This is a genomic window from Pseudomonas sp. TE3786 (assembly GCF_054057335.1).
Map to the genome: position 1 here is coordinate 18,145 of NZ_JBSRZF010000028.1, position 20,397 is coordinate 38,541.

General features: G+C 55.1%; 19 protein-coding genes. All 19 read right to left on the minus strand.

Features of this window, described 5'->3' with window-relative positions:
* Window position 1: 1 nt before the first annotated feature.
* The 19 genes from gmd to serC all read right to left on the minus strand — a co-directional run bounded on the left by gmd (window position 2) and on the right by serC (window position 20,341).
* The gene (gene gmd, locus ACVW0Y_RS22295) at window positions 2–1,123 is read right to left on the minus strand and encodes a GDP-mannose 4,6-dehydratase (RefSeq protein ID WP_457441330.1); all 1,122 of its coding nucleotides are present in this window, start codon (window positions 1,121–1,123) and stop codon (window positions 2–4) included.
* Window positions 1,116–2,264 (minus strand): glycosyltransferase, encoded by a 1,149-nt coding sequence (locus tag ACVW0Y_RS22300; RefSeq protein WP_457441332.1) that lies wholly within the window; start codon window positions 2,262–2,264, stop codon window positions 1,116–1,118. Before ACVW0Y_RS22300 ends, gmd begins: the two co-directional genes overlap by 8 nt.
* Window positions 2,261–3,175, minus strand: coding sequence for an NAD-dependent epimerase/dehydratase family protein (locus ACVW0Y_RS22305; protein WP_457441334.1), 915 nt, complete (start codon window positions 3,173–3,175; stop codon window positions 2,261–2,263). Before ACVW0Y_RS22305 ends, ACVW0Y_RS22300 begins: the two co-directional genes overlap by 4 nt.
* Window positions 3,168–3,620 carry an acyltransferase gene (locus ACVW0Y_RS22310; protein WP_457441335.1) on the minus strand — a complete coding sequence of 151 codons (453 nt, stop codon included), beginning with the start codon at window positions 3,618–3,620 and terminating at the stop codon, window positions 3,168–3,170. The genes ACVW0Y_RS22305 and ACVW0Y_RS22310 overlap by 8 nt, the downstream gene beginning before the upstream one ends.
* A gap of 161 nt (window positions 3,621–3,781) precedes the next feature.
* Window positions 3,782–5,026, minus strand: a complete 1,245-nt coding sequence (locus ACVW0Y_RS22315) for a lipopolysaccharide biosynthesis protein (protein WP_457441337.1) — start codon at window positions 5,024–5,026, stop codon at window positions 3,782–3,784.
* Entirely contained in the window at window positions 5,026–5,943 is a 918-nt protein-coding gene (locus ACVW0Y_RS22320; protein WP_457441339.1) for a hypothetical protein, read from the minus strand. Before ACVW0Y_RS22320 ends, ACVW0Y_RS22315 begins: the two co-directional genes overlap by 1 nt.
* Window positions 5,933–6,862, minus strand: coding sequence for an NAD-dependent epimerase/dehydratase family protein (locus tag ACVW0Y_RS22325; RefSeq protein WP_457441341.1), 930 nt, complete (start codon window positions 6,860–6,862; stop codon window positions 5,933–5,935). Before ACVW0Y_RS22325 ends, ACVW0Y_RS22320 begins: the two co-directional genes overlap by 11 nt.
* The gene (locus tag ACVW0Y_RS22330) at window positions 6,862–7,419 is read right to left on the minus strand and encodes a dTDP-4-dehydrorhamnose 3,5-epimerase family protein (RefSeq protein WP_457441343.1); all 558 of its coding nucleotides are present in this window, start codon (window positions 7,417–7,419) and stop codon (window positions 6,862–6,864) included. The genes ACVW0Y_RS22325 and ACVW0Y_RS22330 overlap by 1 nt, the downstream gene beginning before the upstream one ends.
* Before the next feature lie 23 nt (window positions 7,420–7,442).
* On the minus strand, window positions 7,443–8,756 hold the full coding sequence (gene rfbH / locus ACVW0Y_RS22335; protein ID WP_457441345.1) for a lipopolysaccharide biosynthesis protein RfbH: 1,314 nt from the start codon (window positions 8,754–8,756) through the stop codon (window positions 7,443–7,445).
* 21 nt (window positions 8,757–8,777) lie between these two features.
* Window positions 8,778–9,866, minus strand: a complete 1,089-nt coding sequence (gene rfbG / locus ACVW0Y_RS22340; RefSeq protein ID WP_457441347.1) for a CDP-glucose 4,6-dehydratase — start codon at window positions 9,864–9,866, stop codon at window positions 8,778–8,780.
* 2 nt (window positions 9,867–9,868) lie between these two features.
* Entirely contained in the window at window positions 9,869–10,642 is a 774-nt protein-coding gene (rfbF, locus tag ACVW0Y_RS22345; RefSeq protein WP_457441349.1) for a glucose-1-phosphate cytidylyltransferase, read from the minus strand.
* 12 nt (window positions 10,643–10,654) lie between these two features.
* A complete protein-coding gene (locus ACVW0Y_RS22350) occupies window positions 10,655–11,641 on the minus strand; it encodes an FAD-binding oxidoreductase (protein WP_457441351.1) in 987 nt (328 codons plus the stop codon).
* Window positions 11,642–11,857: 216 nt separating this feature from the next.
* Window positions 11,858–12,142: an integration host factor subunit beta gene (gene ihfB / locus ACVW0Y_RS22355; protein WP_108098123.1), complete on the minus strand. Its 285-nt coding sequence runs from the start codon at window positions 12,140–12,142 to the stop codon at window positions 11,858–11,860.
* A 154-nt stretch (window positions 12,143–12,296) separates the two neighbouring features.
* Complete coding sequence (rpsA, locus tag ACVW0Y_RS22360; protein ID WP_108098129.1) at window positions 12,297–13,976, minus strand: 30S ribosomal protein S1; 1,680 nt, start codon at window positions 13,974–13,976, stop codon at window positions 12,297–12,299.
* 124 nt (window positions 13,977–14,100) lie between these two features.
* Window positions 14,101–14,790, minus strand: a complete 690-nt coding sequence (gene cmk, locus ACVW0Y_RS22365) for a (d)CMP kinase (RefSeq protein ID WP_457441354.1) — start codon at window positions 14,788–14,790, stop codon at window positions 14,101–14,103.
* Window positions 14,787–16,994 (minus strand): bifunctional prephenate dehydrogenase/3-phosphoshikimate 1-carboxyvinyltransferase, encoded by a 2,208-nt coding sequence (locus ACVW0Y_RS22370; RefSeq protein ID WP_457441386.1) that lies wholly within the window; start codon window positions 16,992–16,994, stop codon window positions 14,787–14,789. The genes cmk and ACVW0Y_RS22370 overlap by 4 nt, the downstream gene beginning before the upstream one ends.
* A gap of 28 nt (window positions 16,995–17,022) precedes the next feature.
* Entirely contained in the window at window positions 17,023–18,135 is a 1,113-nt protein-coding gene (hisC, locus tag ACVW0Y_RS22375) for a histidinol-phosphate transaminase (protein ID WP_457441356.1), read from the minus strand.
* A 26-nt stretch (window positions 18,136–18,161) separates the two neighbouring features.
* Window positions 18,162–19,256, minus strand: coding sequence for a prephenate dehydratase (gene pheA, locus ACVW0Y_RS22380; protein ID WP_457441358.1), 1,095 nt, complete (start codon window positions 19,254–19,256; stop codon window positions 18,162–18,164).
* Entirely contained in the window at window positions 19,256–20,341 is a 1,086-nt protein-coding gene (gene serC, locus ACVW0Y_RS22385) for a 3-phosphoserine/phosphohydroxythreonine transaminase (protein WP_457441388.1), read from the minus strand. Before serC ends, pheA begins: the two co-directional genes overlap by 1 nt.
* Window positions 20,342–20,397: the final 56 nt, after the last annotated feature.

A 20,397-nucleotide genomic window follows, 5' to 3' on the forward strand; every position in this document is an offset into this window, starting at 1 on the left:
ATCAGTTCTCCAGTGAAACCGGAACATCGTGGCCGTGCAGCTTGAGCAACGCATGGCGCTGGGCAACTTTCAAATCTTCGGCCACCATCTCGGCACACATTTCCTGCACGGTAATCTCGGGAACCCAACCCAGCTTTTCTTTCGCCTTGGTCGGATCACCCAACAGCGTTTCAACTTCTGCAGGGCGGAAATAACGCGGATCGACGCGCATGACGACATCGCCTACCTTAAGAGCAGGAGCCTTGTCGCCGTCAATGCTGGCCACAATCGCCACTTCATCAACGCCCTGCCCTTCAAAGCGAAGCTTCACGCCCAACTCTTCGGCCGACCAGCAAATGAACTCGCGCACCGAGTACTGCACGCCAGTGGCAATAACAAAATCATCCGCCACGTCCTGTTGCAGCATCATCCATTGCATACGCACGTAATCTTTCGCATGGCCCCAGTCACGCAACGCATCCACATTACCCATGTACAGACACTGCTCAAGGCCCTGGGCGATGTTGGCCAGACCGCGAGTGATCTTACGCGTAACAAAGGTTTCGCCGCGACGAGGAGACTCGTGGTTAAACAGGATGCCGTTGCAGGCATACATACCGTAGGCCTCGCGGTAGTTAACGGTGATCCAGTAGCCATACAACTTAGCAACCGCATAGGGGGAACGCGGGTAGAACGGCGTTGTCTCCTTTTGCGGTGTCTCCTGCACCAGACCATACAATTCGGAAGTAGACGCCTGATAAAACCGGGTCTTTTTTTCTAGGCCCAGCAAACGGATAGCTTCCAGAATGCGCAATGTACCCATTGCATCCACGTCGGCAGTGTATTCCGGTGCCTCAAAGCTGACCGCCACATGGGACTGCGCGCCCAGGTTGTACACCTCATCGGGCTGAACCTCTTGAATAATGCGAGTGAGGTTGGACGAGTCCGTGAGATCACCGTAATGCAATACGAAATTACGGTTGTCGATGTGCGGGTCTTGGTAAATATGATCGACCCGCTGGGTATTAAAAGACGAGGCACGACGTTTGATGCCATGCACTTCATAGCCTTTTTCCAACAGGAATTCAGCGAGGTACGACCCGTCTTGGCCAGTAACACCGGTAATAATAGCTCTCTTAGTCATCGTTATTCCTCACGCAAGACTTCACAATCTGGACATAGTCATAGGCAAACTTTTTGACTGCCTCCGGGTAAGCGAGGTCAGCTCGCGCCTTCCTACCAGCTTCCACATCAGCATCAAACTCACTCACCACCACTTTCATGCAACTCGCTAACTCATCTGCTCGCACGGGAGAGAAAAACAATCCCTGGTCGGGATTTTGCTCTCTGTGCACCGGAATATCAGAGAGGATCAAACGCTTACCGGAGTGCTTGGCCTCCTCAACGGTTGTGCTCCACCCCTCAAAAAAAGACGGGTTGATAACGGCAATGCACTGCTCGAGTAACGCGTACACATCTGCACGTGGAACAAGGCCAAGCATCATAAAACGTTGAGCCAGCCCGTTGTTCGAAATAAAGGCTTTGAACTGCTCGACATGCGATGCATCTCGAAAATCCTCCATGCCTCCCGTACACACAACCACAAAATCATCGGGTAGGGCTAACAGCGCCTCGGCGACTATTTGATGATTTTTATGCTTCCAAAACTGGTTGGGCAAATAAAAGAACCGCTGGCCAACACCATACTTCTGCGCGAGATCGACCGCTGCCCCGTCCGCCTTGGCGGCGCTTATCAACGGCGCGAAGTGCAACACGTGCGAGCGCACTGCCGCAAGGTCGGGATAAAACGCACGGAAATCATTTTGCGCGGCCACGCTGCTAAATAGAATTTCGCCCAACGCACTACTGGAGCGAACGGCCTCGTCTCGCGCCGCGCAGTCGCTGGCGGAGAAAAACTCGGGCAGGTATTTATGCTGAAAATCAGGCATCCAGAACAAAACCGGAACGCCGATTACCGAGTTCGAACGAAAGTGAGTCACGATGTCCACGTTATGTTTGAACGCGTAAAAACTCAGCGGAATATTACGCTGCAGTAGCATATTAAACGCGCGAACCAGCTTGTTTGCTGAGAATACGCCGGCTGCTTTTTTAACCGCCACACGGGCACCCGCGCAATCCTCCAGCGCCGCCACATCGTTAGTGAGCAACGTCAGGCGCACATCCTGTGTACCCGATTGGTTAAGCGCATAGGCAAGGCTTTTGAAATAATTCAGCCCACCCAGCCAGCCGTTACCTGCCGCCACCGGAATCCCTACATTAATCACGAAGCGTTACTCCTGTACCAATCCACGTAACGCGCCAACGCCGCTGATAATGGAGTAACAAAGAAATTTGCATAGGCACGCTGCTCTTCCAGATCAGCGACCAGATGCTGCGGGTCACCCGGTTTGTTTTCTTCTTTAAATTCCGGAAGCGCGTTTTGGCCAAAAAGCGAAAAGAGCGTAGTCAGTATTTCACGGGTGGAAACCGCCACACCGGAACCTGCGTTGATTACTCGTGGGTATTGCTCGGGACGAAATGCAATACTCAACAAGAAGGACACCAGATCGCCCACATACACCCAATCCCTGAGCTCTTTACCGCTGCCAAAAAAATGGTGATCGCCACGGCTGCACTTCTGCAACGCGTCCCACAACAACTGCTTTTTCAGACCCTCGCCATACACCGAGAACGGGCGGACGATAGAAACGCCGACCCCATGCTCCGCGGCATAGAAGCACAGCAGTTCTTCGGCCATCTTTTTATGCAGTCCATACGGCGAGACAGGGTTCAGCGCGCTGGCCGTGCTCGTTGCGAAAGTCGCCGAGCGGCCGTAAACAGCGGCGCTGGACACAAAAACAATATGGCTGCTTTGCCAATCATTTTTGACCTTTTCCAACAGGTCATACACCGGTGAAACCGTGCGCTGAAAATCCCGAATTGGCCGCGCGATGGATTCACCCACCGACGCGCCGCCGGCAAGGTAAAAAATCACATCCGGAGCAGCACACTGATCAAACAGCTCGCGACCTACCTCGCCGGGAAAGCACGTGTGCTCAGACAGATCCGCGGCGTCAGTACCATGGCCTATCAAGGTAAGTGTGCAATCGCCAGCGCCCGCCAGCCGGGCAACAAGGTGCTGACCGATAAAACCACCAGCCCCCACGACCAACACACGACGCAACACCTCAGTCATGCCTTAGCTCCCTTGGCAACTCTTTCACCACCTTGGCAGGGTTACCCACTGCAACGGTCCACGGCGGAATGTCAGATGCAACAACCGACCTAGCACCAATAATGGCACCCTTGCCGATCGTTACTCCCTTCAACACCACCACATCAAAACCGAGCCACGCAAAGTCCTCAATTTTAATCGCGCCGGAACGCACAGAACTCCAGTTCTTGGACTGGATAAACGAACCGGTATCCCAGTCGTTTAATTGATTTTGCTGATCTCGAATGCGTTCTTTGTAATCGAGCGAATGCGAGTCGTGATCGTAAATAGTGCAACCCCACGCGATAGTGACGTCGTTACCAATCGAAATGGATTCTCGGGAAATTAAACTGGTACCTGCATTAATAAAGGTTCCAGACCCAATTCGAATAAACCCGGCGTCACTTTCAAATACGTTCTTATTCATAAGAATACAATTATCACCCGCTGCAAACGCGGAGGCAGTCCGTGCAACACGAAACTCCAACGAAAAAGACTTGGTGAGCTTTGAGTTACCAATAGTAGCATAAGCGCACTTGGCCACGAACGAGTAGGGATTGTAAAAGAAGCGCCTCCATAGTTGGCCGATCATTGTGGCTGCCTCGCAAGCTTGTAACCGTGGATAAAGCAGTAAATTGCGGATGGTAGAATTGCAATTGAACACGCAGCCGGAACGGCAGCTATACCAAAATTATTCGACAACAAGTAATAAGCCAGACAAATAAAGATAGGGACCGCAATTATAGCCAAGACAATCTGCGGGACAAGTCGCTCGTAAGCATTAAGGAAGACCGCACCGCTATACGCTACGGATTGCACGAAAACAAAAAAAGAAAATACCAACGCAACGTTAGAAGAAACGACAATTTTCCCGGCGGAAATCAGACTGGTTACCGGCCCGATTTGACTAGCCAATAGAGCAGCAGAAACCAAAACAAGCACCGAGCACAGCGCCAAGCCCTTAAACACCAAAACCTTTGCCTTTACGTCGCCAAGCGCTTTGGCTTTTGAAATTCCAGTCCATGCCAAGGTAATCAAAATAGAATACCCAACGCCGAACAACTGATAGACCTTATTTATCACATCATAACTAGCAACATCCGACGGACCGGCAAGCTGGTAAACCAGAAAATTACCCGACATAAACAAAAACAAGCTTGATAGCTGAAGAATAAAAAATCCACCGCCAGCCAGTAAAACGTTTCGCACATCAATGCGACTCAAGTAAGAAAAAATAAATCGATCTGCGGAAAAAAAAGTACGCCCCGATGCAAATAGCAAACCTGACTGAACCACCATCAATCCGCCAAAAACCCAGACCACGTCGCCCACACTCAACGACACACCCTTGTTACTTACCACAAATATAAACCAGCCTACCGGGACGAGAAGACTGAAAAAGTAAAAACGCTTAAATGCACCAACAGCCTGAAGAATGATTGCACCGATGGAAAACAAGAATGAAACAGAGGCACAAAAGACTAAAACAAGCGAAGCCGGGATATTTTCCGAGAAAGGACTTACGAAATAAGCAGCGGCAGAAAACATTATAAGTATCAGCGCAGCAATAACCACATAGATAAAATACACACTAGACAGCAACGCACCTACCGTCTCTTTTTTTCCGGACGCATACGCTTCAGACAACCTGTTTTTTAGCCCATATCCGATACCGAAGTCGAACAACGCCATCCATGCCATAACGGATGTCAGCGTAACCCACAGACCATAGTTATCGACGCCCAGCACTTGCACGAGCTGGTGAATAGTCAATATCGAAAGTACTACCTGTACGCCGCGACATAGGATGGAGAAAGCCAGATTGGTGTACATTATGCTTTTTTTACCAGGCTCTTGATTAACAGTAGCGCACAGGTCAAATGACTGCTGGGCCGCGACAGAATCGGGTAGCGGGTGGTGGAAAGATAGCGGAGTTTGGCCGCGAACCCAGGCAGCTTAGTTAGTGCAGCATTGATATTTTGCAAGCGAATATCGTGTTGAACATGACGCCTCCAAAGCAGATTTTTAGCCCAAGGCTGAGCGATAAGTACGCGCTCTAATTTCCGCACCCACAACTCAACATCGAGACGCCACTCTTCACCGGCAATCTTGTCATGGGTCGCCGCACCCGGCCAAACTCTGTAACCCGAGACGACGGCAGGCATGAACAAGACCGGGTACTGTACCAACAAGCGCTGTACGAGCTCGCTGTCAGCGGCTGATATGTTGAACTCTGTTGAAAGGCCACCCGACTGGTTATAGCACTCCCTGTTTATCAAAATAGAGGGCATGCGGGCATCCACTCCATAGGCAAAACTATCAAATGCCTCTTTGCCTTGTTTCAGCCCAAGCGAGCTTGGCGTCCAAGTGCTTAACACGCGTCCCTCTGAATCAATTATATTATGACCAAAAATGATCATTCCCACATTTGGAGAATTGGCTAAAACCGAGTCCAGCTCGGCCTGGAGGTTCGCGTAGTAAAGATCATCATCCGAGGTCAAAAAGAACCACTCTCCATCGCCTAACCGAGCGACTTTTGACCAGTTTTCAAACATACCGACCACAGAGCTATCTTGCTCCAAATGCAACCGACCGTTGAAATTGAAATCCACACCACTCAAGAAACTTCCATTATCCCGCAGATGCACCGTCGCGCCTGAAGGTAACGAATCCAGCAAAACTTTTACGTAGTCGGCTCTATTATAAGTGGGAATACAAAAATCGACATAATCCAAGGCATTAGGCGTCATGTAAATTCTCAGACGTTGAAGTGGATACGCCGAGCTTAGCGATTTCCTCATAAAGACGGCGCTCTGAAAGAGCCTGACTCCAGGGCGCGCTTGTAGCTTCGCAAGGTGGCAATACCATCACCTCTCTTTCGCGATAGGGACGACCACCAAAATTTGCGCTTATTTCAATTTGCAATGCATCGGAAATAACTGAAACAAGCTGCTTAACCGTCATTCTCTCGCCGGAAACAGTAAAGCTTTTACACAGCGGTGCATCGGCCGCCAGTAAATAGTCAGCAGCGCTAATAAACGAATCACAAACATCATCAACATGAGATAAATCTAACACCTGGTCACCAGGCGATAAATCCAGGGGGCTACCTGCCAATGCAGCCTCTACCAGAATTTTTATAAGCTTACGCCGCGGGTCATTTGGCCCATAGGTATCGAACAATTTCAGCGTTACACATGAAATGCTTCGAGCATCATGGTAGTACTTTAAAATATCCTCAAAAGCCTGCTTGGTAGCGGCATATAGGTTAACTGGATTATAGTCTTCGCAATGGAAGTTCTGCCAGGAAGTACCTGCGTTTACAATATTCCTACACCCTGAAACCGCCATTACTTCCAGTAACTGGCTGCCAAACACTATATTTGCAGTGATCAGCTCGTCGACTTGTTTCGACGTATGCTCGGATAGAAACAATGAGGCCAAGTGAAACGTCACGTCGGGCCTTACAGACCTGAAAATCGCAAAGAGGCTATTAATAGAGCCGTCGTAAATATGAAATTCACAGGCATCTTTTTCCTTGCCAATAGCGGTGAGGCTTGAACCGCTGCGCACTACACCGTGAACCTCCCATCCCGCAGACAAGAGCAGACGGGCCAGGTTGCTACCAACAAATCCGGATATGCCGGTAACTAGAGCGATCTTGGCCATCAATACGTATCAACTAAAAATTCAAATGTAGAATCAAATTCTTCTAGTGAAGGATGAATTTGATCCCTTGCAGATATCACGGGATTGTCAACCGGCCAATCGAAATTCAACGAACTCCAAAGAACGCCGGCATCGTGCTGCGCCGAATACACACTGGTAACCTTGTATTGCATAACGGTATTTTCTTTTAACGACAGAAAGCCGTGTGCAACACCTGAGGGAATATAAATACTATTGGCCTTCTCAGGAGATAGCGTCAGCGAAGCTACCGAGCCATAGTTCGGCGAGCCACGACGCAAATCAACTAGCACATCCAGTGCCTCGCCCTGCAGGCAATACACTAACTTTGCATGGCTATGGGGAGGAATCTGAAAGTGCATACCGCGAATCACATTTTTTGCAGATACCGAGTAATACTCTTCCTGCCAGTCACAGCGCAGCCCTAGTGCTTCAAAGCTGGGCTGGTGAAAGGTCTTAACAAAGGTACCCCGTGCATCTTGAGAGGCTGCGCAGATAACCTCGTAACACCCCGATATCTCAGTATTAATCAGCTTCACTGCGCGTCTCGCATGGAATTAAATTAAAAACTCAACCCGAAAAACTCTTCCAGCTTCTCACCCACAAAGTCGAAATGCTCCTGCCCCAACCCCGGGTAAATACCTAACCAGAATGTTTGATTCATGGTGCGATCAGTATTGGTCAGCTCGCCCACCACGCGGTATTCCAGATTCTGGAAGTAAGGCTGACGTGTGAGGTTGCCAGCAAACAACAGGCGGCTACCGATTTTGTTCTGGTCTAGGAATTTCAGCAGGTCTACGCGCTGGACGCCGCTGCTTTCCTTCAGGGTGACCGGGAAACCAAACCAGGACGGCGAACTGTTAGGAGTCGCTTCGGCGATTTCGATGAAGTCCGACAGTCCGGCGAGGCGGGTTTTCAGGAGATCGAAGTTGCGTTTACGGGTGTCGATAAATTCCTGGGCACGTTCCAGTTGAGCAAGGCCGCAAGCTGCTTGCATGTCGGTGATTTTCAGGTTGTAGCCCAAGTGGGCGTAGACGTATTTGTGGTCGTAGCCTTTGGGCAGGCTGCCAAACTGCTGGCCAAAGCGGTCACCGCAGGTGTTGTCGCAGCCTGGCGCGCAGTAGCAATCGCGACCCCAATCGCGGAACGACTCGGCGATGAGTTTTAGCAGTGGGTCGTTAGTGAACACCGCGCCGCCCTCGCCCATGGTGATGTGGTGGGCGGGGTAGAAACTCAAGGTGCAGATGTCGCCAAAGGTGCCGACCTGCTTACCGTCGTAGGTAGCGCCGAGGGCGTCACAGCAGTCTTCAACCAGCCACAGGTTGTACTTTTCGCACAGCGCCTTGACCTTATTGAGGTTGAACGGATTGCCTAGGGTGTGGGCCAGCATGATGGCTTTGGTTTTGGGAGTAATGGCGGCTTCGATCAGTTCGGGATCGATGTTGTGGGTCGCCATGTCAACGTCGACAAACACCGGAATGGCACCGAACTGCACGATAGGATTGACGGTGGTGGGAAAGCCCGCCGCGACGCCAATCACTTCATCGCCTTTGCGAATGGCGCGGCTGCCAAGCTTCGGAGACGTTAGGGTGCTAAATGCCACCAGATTGGCGGAGGAGCCGGAGTTCACCGATAGGGCGAACTTAACACCGAGAAACTCAGCGAGTTTCTTCTCGAATTCAGCATTGAAACGTCCAGTGGTCAACCAACCATCCAGGGACGCTTCGACCATAAATTGCAGCTCGCGCGCACCGATAACCTTGCCGGAAGGCGGGATTACGCTTTCGCCAGCGACGAACGGCTTTGGAGCCAAGGCTACTTGCGCGTACTGCTCGACGAGCTTGCTAATTTCTTGGCGGAGCATATCGGGTGTCATGAGTGTTCCTGCTGTAAAAATTTAGTGAGCGCCATTGCCAGACATATCGGCCATGTAGGCATCTATCTCGGCCAGGCAGCCGGCGCGCATGTCATTGCCACTAAGCCAGGCGCGATGCCAATCGACGATGCGGGCGAGCGTTGTTTCGAGCGGCCAGGTTGGAGACCACTGCAGGCGGCTGCGCGCCTTGGAAATATCCAGCTTGAGGTAACGGGCCTCATGGGGCTGGGGGTTTTCGTCCAACTGCCAGCGGGCGTGTTCGCCCCAGCTTGCGATCATGCGCTTAAGAATCCACTCAACGGGGCGGGCATCTTCGTCACGAGGACCGAAGTTCCAGCCTTGGGCGAACATCTGCCCTTCTTCCCACAACCGCTGTGCCAGCACCAGATAACCACTTAACGGCTCAAGTACATGCTGCCACGGGCGAGTGGCCAATGGATTGCGCACGACGACTGGCTGGCCTTTTTCAAAGGCGCTCAGGATATCAGGAATAAGTCGGTCTTCTGCCCAATCCCCCCCCCCAATCACATTCCCCGCGCGCGCCGACGCGAGCGCTGCGGACTGCTGGGTGTTGAAGAATGAGTTTCTATAGGATGCTGTTATCAGCTCCACGCAGCCTTTGCTATTGCTGTAAGGGTCGTGGCCGCCCATCGGCTCATCTTCACGGTAGCCCCACTCCCACTCCCGATTCTCGTAGCACTTGTCGGTGGTGACGTTGACGATAGCGCGTAGGTTGCTGCACTGCCGAGCAGCTTCAAGGACATGGACACTGCCCATGACGTTGGTGGCATAGGTTTCAACCGGTTCACGATAGGACAAGCGAACCAGCGGCTGGGCCGCCATATGGATGAGAATCTCGGGATTGAACGCGGTCATGCTGCGGGTGATTGCTGGCAGATCGCGGATGTCAGCGATCTCAGACGCCATCCCCTGCTCTACTTGAGCAACTTCATAAAGCGCAGGGGTGGTAGGCGGCTCCAGGGCAAAGCCCTTTACCTCGGCACCCAAATGCTGGAGCCAGAGTGACAGCCAGCTGCCCTTGAAGCCGGTGTGGCCGGTGAGGAAAACTCGCTTACCCCGCCAGAACTCGGCAGTAATGGACGCTTTCATGGTTACTCCCATGATTTCCAGGGTGCTTCGCCATTTTGCCAAAGCTCTTCCAGCAGATGCTTGTCACGCAGGGTGTCCATCGGCTGCCAGAAACCCTCGTGCTCGTAGGCCATGAGCTCGCCTGCTGCGGCCAGACCCATCAGAGGTTCCTGCTCCCAAACGTCACTGTCATCGGAGAGTGTGTCCAACACACTGGGGTTTAGTACGAAAAAGCCGCCATTGATCAGCGCGCCATCACCCTTGGGCTTTTCTCTGAAACTAAGGACTTGGCCTTGCTTGATATCCAAGGCGCCAAATCGGCCAGGCGGATAAACCGCCGTTAGGGTTGCCGCTTTACCGTGTTGTTTGTGAAATGCCAGGGTGGCCTGAATATCGACGTCACTTACACCATCACCATAGGTGAAGCAGAAAGCGTCCTCATCGCGCAGATAATCGGCAACGCGGCGCAGGCGACCGCCCGTCATTGAGTTTTCACCGGTATCAACCAACGTGACATTCCATGGTTCGGCGCGACGGTCGTGCACTTCCATGGTGTTGTCGCGCATATTGAATGTGACATCTGACATGTGCAGAAAGTAGTTGGCGAAGTACTCTTTAATTAAATACCCCTTGTAACCACAACAAATAATAAAGTCATTCACGCCATGGGCGGAGTACATCTTCATGATGTGCCAAAGAATAGGTTTTCCACCAATCTCGACCATGGGCTTGGGCCGAGTACTGGTTTCTTCGCTCAGACGCGTCCCTAAGCCACCCGCAAGAATTACAGCCTTCATGATCTTTCCTATTCAATTCGAGCTTACAAATGCATCGGAGTAGAAGTTTTTTGCCGACAAGCCGGCAGCAACTAAGGTGTCCCGCGCAGAATGAATCATGGCATCTGATCCACAGGCGTACACAACCGACTCGCCCAATGTCACCGCATCGTCCAAAACTGCTTGCTGAATGTACCCCGTACGGCCAGTCCATGCAGAATCGGGGCGCGATAATACCGGAATAAACTTCAGCGGTAGATCATTAAAAATGGGCTGCCAATAGAGATCCGCCGCGGTGCGACCGCCCCAGTAGACGTGAATCGACTTTCCGGCCAGGCGCTCAGGATGCGCCGCAAGCTGTTCCAGAATCGCTTTGATGGGCGCTATACCGGTGCCGGTAGCAAGGAAAACCAGATGTGCCGGGGCCAACGTACGCAAACTGAAGGTGCCCAAGGGGCCTTCCAGGCGCAGCAGGTCATTTGCCTTGGCATCGCCAAACCAGTAGGCGCTGAGCACACCGTCTTCCACTTGGCGAATTTGCAACTCGATTTTTCCGTCCGGCCGAGGAGAATTGGCGATGGAATAACTGCGGCGCACGCCGTGGGCGATTACATCGATGTACTGCCCAGGCAAATAGCTCATTCCATTATTTGGTGGAAGTCGCAACACCACTCCAACGACATCAACAGCAAGTTGCGCGACGGAGTCAATACGGCAAGGTAATGTTTTGGCGGGACACTGAGCGAACTGACTTACGTCTTCTATGTCGAGCTCAAGGTCAGTAAGCGCCGAGCGACAACAGGTCAGTATAAAACCCGCAGCCGCGTCTTCAGCTGACAGCGCTTGCTCCTCTTGCTCAATCGCAGTATCCCCTTGGAGAACATGCGCCTTGCACACGCCACACCGCCCCGTTCTACAACTGTACTCGAGAAATACACCTTTCATTTTGGCACTATCAAGCACCGTTTTCTTAGGCTCGGCATCAAAAGTGACATTATTCGAGAGCTGAACGAGGGGCATATAAAAAGACTGAAAAATAAAGGCAACGCGACGTTAATTCTCGCGGAGCAGGTGAGATAAAAAGAGAGCGCGGACATCGCACCGACCAGTAGAGAGGGAATTATCCCTGAGCGCTAATCGGTTTGGCTAGCGACGGTCGCAGATTGACAGCTATCGGCCGAAAGGAATGAGCCGATTACGTGTGGCGGTATGCATGAAGCGTTGAAGTCGGAGAGCTCACTCGTCTTCGTTGACTCGATCCCGCAGCTCCTTACCCGGCTTAAAGTGCGGAACAAACTTCCCATCCAAGCGCACCGACTGCCCAGTCTTCGGATTGCGCCCCACACGCGGAGCACGAAAATGGAGGGAAAAGCTTCCAAAGCCCCTGATCTCGATACGATCTCCCGTGGCCAAGGCCTGGGACATCTGTTCCAGCATGGTCTTGATGGCCAGCTCTACGTCTTTTGGAGACAGGAGCCCCTGATGGGTGACGATCCGTTCGATCAGTTCCGACTTGGTCATGATTTTCCCTTCGTTTTCAAGCGACTAGATCAGCTTGAAAAGGTTTTAGCATGACCAGCGGGCTTTGACCAGCCCCTGGAGTGTTGCAGATCCTTGAATTCCAAAACAAAAAAGGGCGACCGAAGTCGCCCTTTTTCTTAATGGGACTCAGAACTTAGTTCTGGTTTTCCATTTGTGCGCGAATCAGATCACCAATGGTGGTCGGACCAGCAGTTTCAACTTCCTGCTTGCGCATTTCTTTGATGGCTTCTTTTTCGTCTTCAACGTCTTTCGACTTGACCGACAAGCTGATTACGCGGCTCTTACGGTCAACGCTGATGATCTTGGCTTCTACTTCTTCGCCTTCTTTCAGCACGTTGCGGGCGTCTTCAACGCGGTCGCGGCTGATTTCGGAGGCTTTCAGTACAGCTTCGATGCCTTCGGCCAGGGTGATTACAGCGCCCTTGGCGTCTACTTCTTTGACGGTGCCGCGAACGATCGCGCCTTTGTCGTTGGTAGCAACGTATTCGGAGAACGGATCGCTTTCCAGTTGCTTGATACCCAGGGAAATGCGCTCGCGCTCTGGGTCAACCGACAGGATCACGGTGTCCAGCTCGTCGCCTTTCTTGAAGCGGCGTACAGCTTCTTCGCCTACTTCGTTCCAAGAGATGTCGGACAGGTGAACCAGGCCGTCGATGCCGCCATCCAGACCAATGAAGATACCGAAATCGGTGATCGACTTGATGGTGCCGGAGATCTTGTCGCCCTTGTTGAACTGACCCGAGAAATCTTCCCACGGGTTAGTTTTGCACTGCTTGATGCCGAGGGAGATACGACGACGCTCTTCGTCGATGTCCAGAACCATAACTTCCACTTCGTCGCCAACTTGTACGACTTTCGACGGGTGGATGTTCTTGTTGGTCCAGTCCATTTCGGAAACGTGCACCAGACCTTCAACGCCTTCTTCCAGCTCAGCGAAGCAGCCGTAGTCGGTCAGATTGGTAACACGGGCAGTTACGCGGGTGCTTTCTGGGTAACGAGCTTTGATAGCAACCCATGGATCTTCACCCAGTTGCTTCAGGCCCAGGGAAACACGATTGCGCTCGCGATCGTACTTCAGCACTTTTACATCGATCTCATCGCCAACGTTGACGATTTCCGATGGATGCTTGATGCGCTTCCAAGCCATGTCGGTGATGTGCAGCAGGCCGTCCACGCCACCCAGATCGACGAATGCGCCGTAGTCGGTGAGGTTTTTGACGATACCTTTGACTTGCTGGCCTTCTTGCAGGGATTCCAGCAGAGCTTCACGCTCGGCGGAGTTCTCGGCTTCGAGGACGCTGCGACGGGAAACGACAACGTTGTTGCGCTTCTGGTCGAGCTTGATGACTTTGAATTCCAGCTCTTTGCCTTCGAGGTGCGTGGTGTCGCGCACTGGGCGAACGTCAACCAAAGAACCTGGCAGGAACGCACGGATGCCGTTAACGTCGACAGTGAAGCCGCCTTTAACCTTACCGTTGATAACGCCCTTAACCACTTCTTCAGCTGCGAAAGCCGCTTCCAGAACGATCCAGCACTCTGCACGTTTGGCTTTTTCGCGGGACAGCTTGGTTTCACCAAAGCCATCTTCAACCGCGTCCAGCGCAACGTGTACTTCGTCACCGACCTTGATGGTCAGCTCGCCAGCGTCGTTGTAGAACTGCTCGAGCGGGATGACGCCTTCGGACTTCAGACCGGCGTGGACAGTAACCCAGTCACCGTCGATATCAACAACGATACCGGTGATGATGGCGCCCGGCTGCATGTCGAGGGTTTTTAGGCTTTCTTCAAAAAGTTCTGCAAAGCTTTCGCTCATGTTAATTCCTGATTGATCTAGGACGGATAAACCCGCCCAGCATCCACATTCCAGACAACGTGGGTTTCGTTAGTTTAAAAGCCGGCTGCGGGATAAAGACTGGGTTCCCTACAGGCCTGCTTGATCATCCGGCGAGATCGCGGTTGGCGACTTCGCTCAGAATGCGTTCCAACACCTGCTCGATGGAGAGTTCGGTGGAATCCAGCTGAATGGCGTCAGCCGCTGGTTTGAGCGGTGCCACCGTACGCTGGGTGTCGCGCTCATCGCGCAAACGAATCTCGTCTAGCAGACTCGCAAGATTAACATCGTCGCCCTTGGCCTTCAACTGCAAGTACCGGCGTCGAGCACGCTCTTCCGCACTGGCGGTCAGGAAAATCTTAAGCGGCGCATCGGGAAACACCACGGTGCCCATGTCGCGACCATCGGCCACCAGCCCCGGCATTTCCTGGAATGCGCGCTGCCGTTGCAGCAGCGCATCCCGCACGGCGCCTAGTGCGGCGACCTGCGAGGCACCTGCACCAATCTGCTCGTTACGGATGGCGTCGGTCACTTCCTCGCCTTCCAGAATGATGCGTTGTGGCTGGCCATTGGCAGCAGCGAGAAACTGAACATCCAGATGAGCGGCCAACAACTTCAGTGCTTCTTCGTTGGTCAGGTCGACGCCATGGTTGCGCGCGGCAAATGCCAGCAGACGATACAACGCGCCCGAATCCAGCAAACTCCAGCCCAGCTTCTTGGCCAGAAGGCTGGCGATGGTGCCTTTACCGGAACCGCTTGGACCGTCGATAGCGATGACTGGCGCCTGCATGCTCATGACTTGCCCTCTTCTGCAACACGGATACCCACTTGCGCGGCCAGGCCGAGGAAGTTCGGGAACGAGGTGGCAACGTTGGCGCAGTCGTGGATGCGGATCGGCGCGCTGGCACGCAGCGAAGCGACGCTGAAGGACATGGCGATGCGATGGTCGCCATGGCTATGCACTTCGCCACCACCCAGGGTGCCGCCGTCGATGATGATGCCGTCCGGCGTCGGCTCGACTTTCGCGCCCAATGCCAGCAGGCCGTCAGCCATCACCTGAATACGGTCCGACTCTTTAACCCGCAGCTCTTCGGCACCACGCAGCACGGTACGACCTTCGGCGACGGAAGCGGCAACGAACAATACCGGGAATTCGTCGATAGCCAGCGGCACCAGGTCTTCCGGGATATCGATGCCCTTCAGCTTGGCCGAACGCACGCGCAGATCAGCCACCGGTTCACCGCCCACTTCACGCTGATTCTCCAGCGTGATATCGGCACCCATCAGACGCAAGATGTCGATAACGCCGGTACGGGTCGGGTTGATACCGACGTGTTCCAGTACCAGCTCGGAATCTTCGGCAATCGAACCGGCCACCAGGAAGAAGGCTGCAGACGAGATATCCGCTGGCACTTCGATATGGGTAGCGGTCAGCTTATGGCCGGACTCAACGGTAGCCTTGTTACCCTCGACGGTCACCGGATAGCCGAAGCCACGCAGCATGCGCTCGGTATGGTCGCGGGTCGGTGCCGGTTCGATCACGGTGGTAGAACCAGCGGCATACAGGCCCGCCAGCAACAGGCAGGACTTCACCTGAGCGCTGGCCATCGGCATTTCGTACGTCATGCCAGCCAGGCGACGGCCGCCGTGAATGGTCATCGGCGGACGACCTTCAGCGGCGGTATCGATCAGCGCACCCATTTCCCGCAGCGGCTTGGCCACGCGATTCATCGGGCGCTTGGACAGCGAGGCATCGCCAGTCAGGGTGACGTCGAACGGCTGCGCGGCCAGCAGGCCCGACAGCAGGCGCATCGAGGTACCCGAGTTACCCAGGTAGATCGGGCCAGGTGGCGCTTTCAGGCCGTGCAGGCCGACGCCATGAATGGTCACCCGACCGTGGTGCGGACCTTCGATCACCACGCCCATATCGCGGAATGCCTGCAGGGTCGCCAGGGCGTCTTCGCCTTCGAGGAAGCCTTCCACCTCGGTGGTGCCTTCAGCCAGCGAGCCGAGCATGATCGAACGGTGGGAAATGGATTTATCGCCCGGCACACGAATACGCCCGGACAAACGGCCACCTGGGTTGGCCAGGAAAATCAGATCGTTGGTATTCATAGCGTCCACATAGGCCCGACGGGCCAGAATTTTGCTGAAATGCTCACGGGCCACCCGGGCGCGGGTAAAAACGCCCAGAAGCTGATGCCCATCCCCGGCATCGACCGCGTCGCGCAGGGCGTCGAGATCGCTGCGAAATGTGTCCAGGGTGCGCAGCACCGCCTCGCGGTTGGCGAGGAAGATGTCATGCCACATCACTGGGTCGCTGCCAGCAATCCGCGTGAAATCACGGAAACCGCCGGCGGCGTAACGGAAAATCTCCAGGTTCTCGCTGCGCTTGGCCAACGAGTCCACCAGACCAAACGCCAGCAGATGCGGCAAGTGGCTGGTGGCTGCCAGCACCTGGTCATGATGCTCCACGGCCATATGCTCGACATCCGCGCCCAGCGCCCGCCACAAGGTGTCGACCAGCGACAGCGCGGCAGCATCGGTCTGTTCCAGCGGCGTCAGAATCACCTTGTGACGGCGAAACAGCTCCGAATTGGAAGCCTCTACCCCGCTCTGCTCCGAACCGGCAATCGGGTGGCCCGGCACAAAGCGCGCCGGCAAGCCATCAAAGGCCAGGCGCGCGGCACGCACCACATTGCCTTTGGCGCTGCCCACATCGGTAAGCACGGCGTCGCCGAGATCGAGCTTGGCCAGTTCGCGCAGCAGCTTTTCCATGGCCAGAATAGGAACCGCCAGCTGAATCACACTGGCACCCTGACAGGCGGCAGCCAATTCCGCTTCGCAGCGATCGACTACCCCAAGCTCTACCGCCAGACGACGGGATTCCGGATCCAGATCGACGCCGACCACTTCGCGACACAGGCCACTTTCGCGCAGGCCTTTGGCAAAGGAGCCACCGATCAGGCCCAAGCCGATTACCACCAGGCGCTCGATCATAGGGGTGCGCTGTTGCGCCGCCATGACATCAGCCACAGGCCAGAACCTTGGTCAGGGCCGTCAGGAAGCGGGTGTTTTCCGCCCGAGTGCCGATGGTCACGCGCAAGAAGCTGGGCATCCCGTAGTTGGCCACCGGGCGCACGATCACGCCTTCGCGCAGTAGCCCCTGATACACCGGCAAACCTTCACGGCCCACATCCACGGCAATAAAGTTGCCTTTGGAGGCGATCCAGCTCAGGCCCAGCTCGCGGAAACCCGATTCCAGCTGCTGCATGCCGGCATCGTTGAGGGCACGGCTCTGGTTCATATATTCGCCGTCAGCCAGCGCCGCACAGGCAGCGGCCTGGGCCAGGCTGTTGACGTTGAATGGCTGGCGCACGCGATTGAGCACATCGGCAATCGCCGGCGACGACAGGCCATAACCGACGCGCAGCGCCGCCAGGCCGTAGGCCTTGGAGAAGGTGCGCGAAACCAGCAGATTCGGATGATCCGCCAGATAGTCGAGGCCGTCTGGCAATTCACCACCCGTGGCGTACTCGATATAAGCCTCGTCCAGCACCACCAGCACGGATTCCGGCACATTGGCCAGGAAACGCGCCAAGGCATCAGCGCCGAACCAGGTACCGGTGGGGTTATTGGGGTTGGCGATAAATACCACGCGGGTATTGGCATCGATGGCCGCCAGCATGGCGTCGAGGTCATGCCCCCACTCTTTGGCGGGAACCACCTTGGCCTGCGCGCCGACCGCCTGGGTGGCGATCGGGTAAACGGCGAAGGCGTGCTCGCTGAATACCGCATTCAGGCCAGGAGCCAGGTAAGCACGAGCCACCAGCTCAAGAATGTCGTTTGAGCCATTGCCCAGCGTCACTTGGTTGGCCTGCACGCGGCAGCGTGCTGCCAGCGCAGCTTTCAGCTCGAAGCCGTTGCCATCGGGGTAGCGGGTCAGCTCGGCAGCTGCCTGGCGAATGGCTTCCAGGGCTTTCGGGCTGGGGCCCAGAGGATTTTCGTTGCTGGCCAGCTTGACGATGCTGGCCGGGTCCAGATTCAGCTCACGGGCCAGTTCATCCACCGGTTTGCCGGGGACGTAGGGCGAAAGCTTTTGCACGCCGGGCTGCGCCAGGGCGAGGAAATCACTGCTCATGGGTTCTCCTCAGAGAATCAAAGGGGTCACAGCACTGCCTTGGGGTAGGAGCCCAATACTTTCAGTGCGACCGCTTCCTGATTGATCTTCTCCAGCACGTCACGGATCAGCGGATCACGGTGATGGCCGGCGAAATCGATAAAGAACACATAGGTCCATTTGCCGCTGCGCGAGGGGCGGGTTTCGATGCGGGTGAGGTCGATGCCATTGGCATGGAACGGCACCAACAGCTCGTGCAGCGCGCCCGGCTGGTTGCGCATCGAGGCGATGATCGAGGTCTTGTCGTCGCCAGTCGGTGGCACTTCCTGGTTACCGATGATCAAAAAGCGCGTCGAGTTGTCCGGACGGTCTTCAATCTTCTCGGCCAGCTTGCTCAAGCCGTACAGGCTGGCCGCCATATCGCCGGCAATCGCCGCCGAGTTCCACTCACTCTTCACCCGCTTGGCGGCATCGGCATTGCTGGAAACCGCCACGCGCTCGACATTCGGGTAATGGGCATCCAGCCACTTGCGGCACTGGGCCAGGGACTGGGCGTGGGAGTAGATTCGGGTAATGCGGTCAGTCTTGGTGACATCGCCCACCAGCAAGTGGTGGTGGATGCGCAGCTCGACTTCGCCACAGATCACCATGTCGTGCTCGAAGAAGCTGTCGAGGGTGTTGTTCACCGCGCCTTCGGTGGAGTTCTCCACCGGCACCACGCCGAAATTCACCGCGCCGGCGGCCACTTCGCGGAACACTTCGTCGATGGCCGCCATCGGCACGGTAATCACCGCATGGCCGAAATGCTTCATGGCCGCCGCTTGGGTGAAGGTACCTTCCGGGCCCAGATAGGCCACTTTCAGCGGCTGCTCCAGCGCCAGGCAGGACGACATTATTTCGCGGAACAGACGCGCCACTTCCTCGTTGGGCAGCGGGCCTTTGTTCAGCTCCATGATGTGCTTGAGCACCCAGGCTTCACGCTCGGGGCGGTAGAACACCGGCTTCTCGCCTGCGGGCAGCGCGGCCATTTTTACCCGCGCCACTTCCTGGGCGCAGCTGGCGCGTTCGCTGATCAGATCGAGGATCTTCTTGTCGAGGCTGTCGATCCGCACCCGCAGGGCTTTTAACTCGTGCTCGCTCATCAAGCGTGCTCCTTCTCGAACTCCGCCATGTAGGCCACGAGCGCCTGCACACCATCCAGACCGACAGCGTTATAAATAGAAGCGCGCATGCCGCCCACCGAACGGTGACCCTTGAGGTTGAGCAGGCCACGGGCATCGGCACCGGCCAGAAACGGCTTGTCCAGACGCTCATCGGCCAGACGGAAAGGCACGTTCATCCACGAGCGAGCGTTGATGGCAATCGGATTGCTGTACAGGCCGCTGGCGTCGATAGCGCCGTACAACAGCTCTTTCTTGGCGCGGTTGCGCTGTTCCATGGCCGCCACACCGCCCTGCTCTTTCAGCCACTCGAAGACCAGACCGGACAGGTACCAGGAGAAGGTCGCCGGGGTGTTGTACATCGAGCCGTTATCAGCCGCGATCTTGTAGTTGAGCATGGTCGGCGTGCTGGAGCGGGCACGACCCAGCAGGTCTTCCCGGACGATCACCACCACCAGGCCGGACGGGCCGATGTTTTTCTGCGCGCCGGCGTAGATCAGGCCGAACTTCGACACATCCAGCTCGCGCGACAGAATGTCCGAGGACATGTCGACCACCAAGGGCACATCACCGGTTTCCGGAATCCAGTCAAACTGCAGGCCACCGATGGTTTCGTTGCTGGCGTAGTGCACATAGGCCGCGTCTTTGCTCAGCTTCCACTCGTTCTGCCCCGGAATGGCGAAATAGTCATACGGCTTGGCGCTGGCCGCGACATTGACGTTGCCGTAGCGACGCGCCTCTTCGATGCTTTTCTTCGACCAGATGCCGGTGTCGATATAGTCGGCGGTGCCGTCTTCGGGCAGCAGGTTCAGGGCGATTTCGGCAAATTGCTGGCTCGCGCCACCTTGCAGAAACAGCACTTTGTAATTCGACGGAATAGCGAGCAAATCGCGCAGGTCCTGCTCGGCCTTCTCGGCGATGGCCACATAGTCATCGCTGCGATGGCTCATTTCCATGACCGAAAGGCCTTTGCCATTCCAGTCCAGGAGCTCAGCCTGGGCACGTTGCAGTACAGCTTCGGGAAGCGCGGCTGGGCCTGCGCAGAAGTTAAAGGCTCGCTTGCTCACGTCAGTCTCTCTCAGTTCACCCACACCGCCGGCGATGCGACGATGCATGCTGTCAT

What these genes read in the sequence shown, in the direction of transcription:
- gmd (WP_457441330.1), bottom strand. Translation starts at nt 1,123, where the DNA reads ATGACTAAGAGAGCTATTATTACCGGTGTTACTGGCCAAGACGGGTCG.
- ACVW0Y_RS22305 (WP_457441334.1), bottom strand. Translation starts at nt 3,175, where the DNA reads ATGACTGAGGTGTTGCGTCGTGTGTTGGTCGTGGGGGCTGGTGGTTTT.
- ACVW0Y_RS22310 (WP_457441335.1), bottom strand. Translation starts at nt 3,620, where the DNA reads ATGAATAAGAACGTATTTGAAAGTGACGCCGGGTTTATTCGAATTGGG.
- ACVW0Y_RS22315 (WP_457441337.1), bottom strand. Translation starts at nt 5,026, where the DNA reads ATGTACACCAATCTGGCTTTCTCCATCCTATGTCGCGGCGTACAGGTA.
- ACVW0Y_RS22320 (WP_457441339.1), bottom strand. Translation starts at nt 5,943, where the DNA reads ATGACGCCTAATGCCTTGGATTATGTCGATTTTTGTATTCCCACTTAT.
- ACVW0Y_RS22325 (WP_457441341.1), bottom strand. Translation starts at nt 6,862, where the DNA reads ATGGCCAAGATCGCTCTAGTTACCGGCATATCCGGATTTGTTGGTAGC.
- rfbH (WP_457441345.1), bottom strand. Translation starts at nt 8,756, where the DNA reads ATGACACCCGATATGCTCCGCCAAGAAATTAGCAAGCTCGTCGAGCAG.
- rfbG (WP_457441347.1), bottom strand. Translation starts at nt 9,866, where the DNA reads ATGAAAGCGTCCATTACTGCCGAGTTCTGGCGGGGTAAGCGAGTTTTC.
- rfbF (WP_457441349.1), bottom strand. Translation starts at nt 10,642, where the DNA reads ATGAAGGCTGTAATTCTTGCGGGTGGCTTAGGGACGCGTCTGAGCGAA.
- ACVW0Y_RS22350 (WP_457441351.1), bottom strand. Translation starts at nt 11,641, where the DNA reads ATGCCCCTCGTTCAGCTCTCGAATAATGTCACTTTTGATGCCGAGCCT.
- ihfB (WP_108098123.1), bottom strand. Translation starts at nt 12,142, where the DNA reads ATGACCAAGTCGGAACTGATCGAACGGATCGTCACCCATCAGGGGCTC.
- rpsA (WP_108098129.1), bottom strand. Translation starts at nt 13,976, where the DNA reads ATGAGCGAAAGCTTTGCAGAACTTTTTGAAGAAAGCCTAAAAACCCTC.
- cmk (WP_457441354.1), bottom strand. Translation starts at nt 14,790, where the DNA reads ATGAGCATGCAGGCGCCAGTCATCGCTATCGACGGTCCAAGCGGTTCC.
- ACVW0Y_RS22370 (WP_457441386.1), bottom strand. Translation starts at nt 16,994, where the DNA reads ATGATCGAGCGCCTGGTGGTAATCGGCTTGGGCCTGATCGGTGGCTCC.
- hisC (WP_457441356.1), bottom strand. Translation starts at nt 18,135, where the DNA reads ATGAGCAGTGATTTCCTCGCCCTGGCGCAGCCCGGCGTGCAAAAGCTT.
- pheA (WP_457441358.1), bottom strand. Translation starts at nt 19,256, where the DNA reads ATGAGCGAGCACGAGTTAAAAGCCCTGCGGGTGCGGATCGACAGCCTC.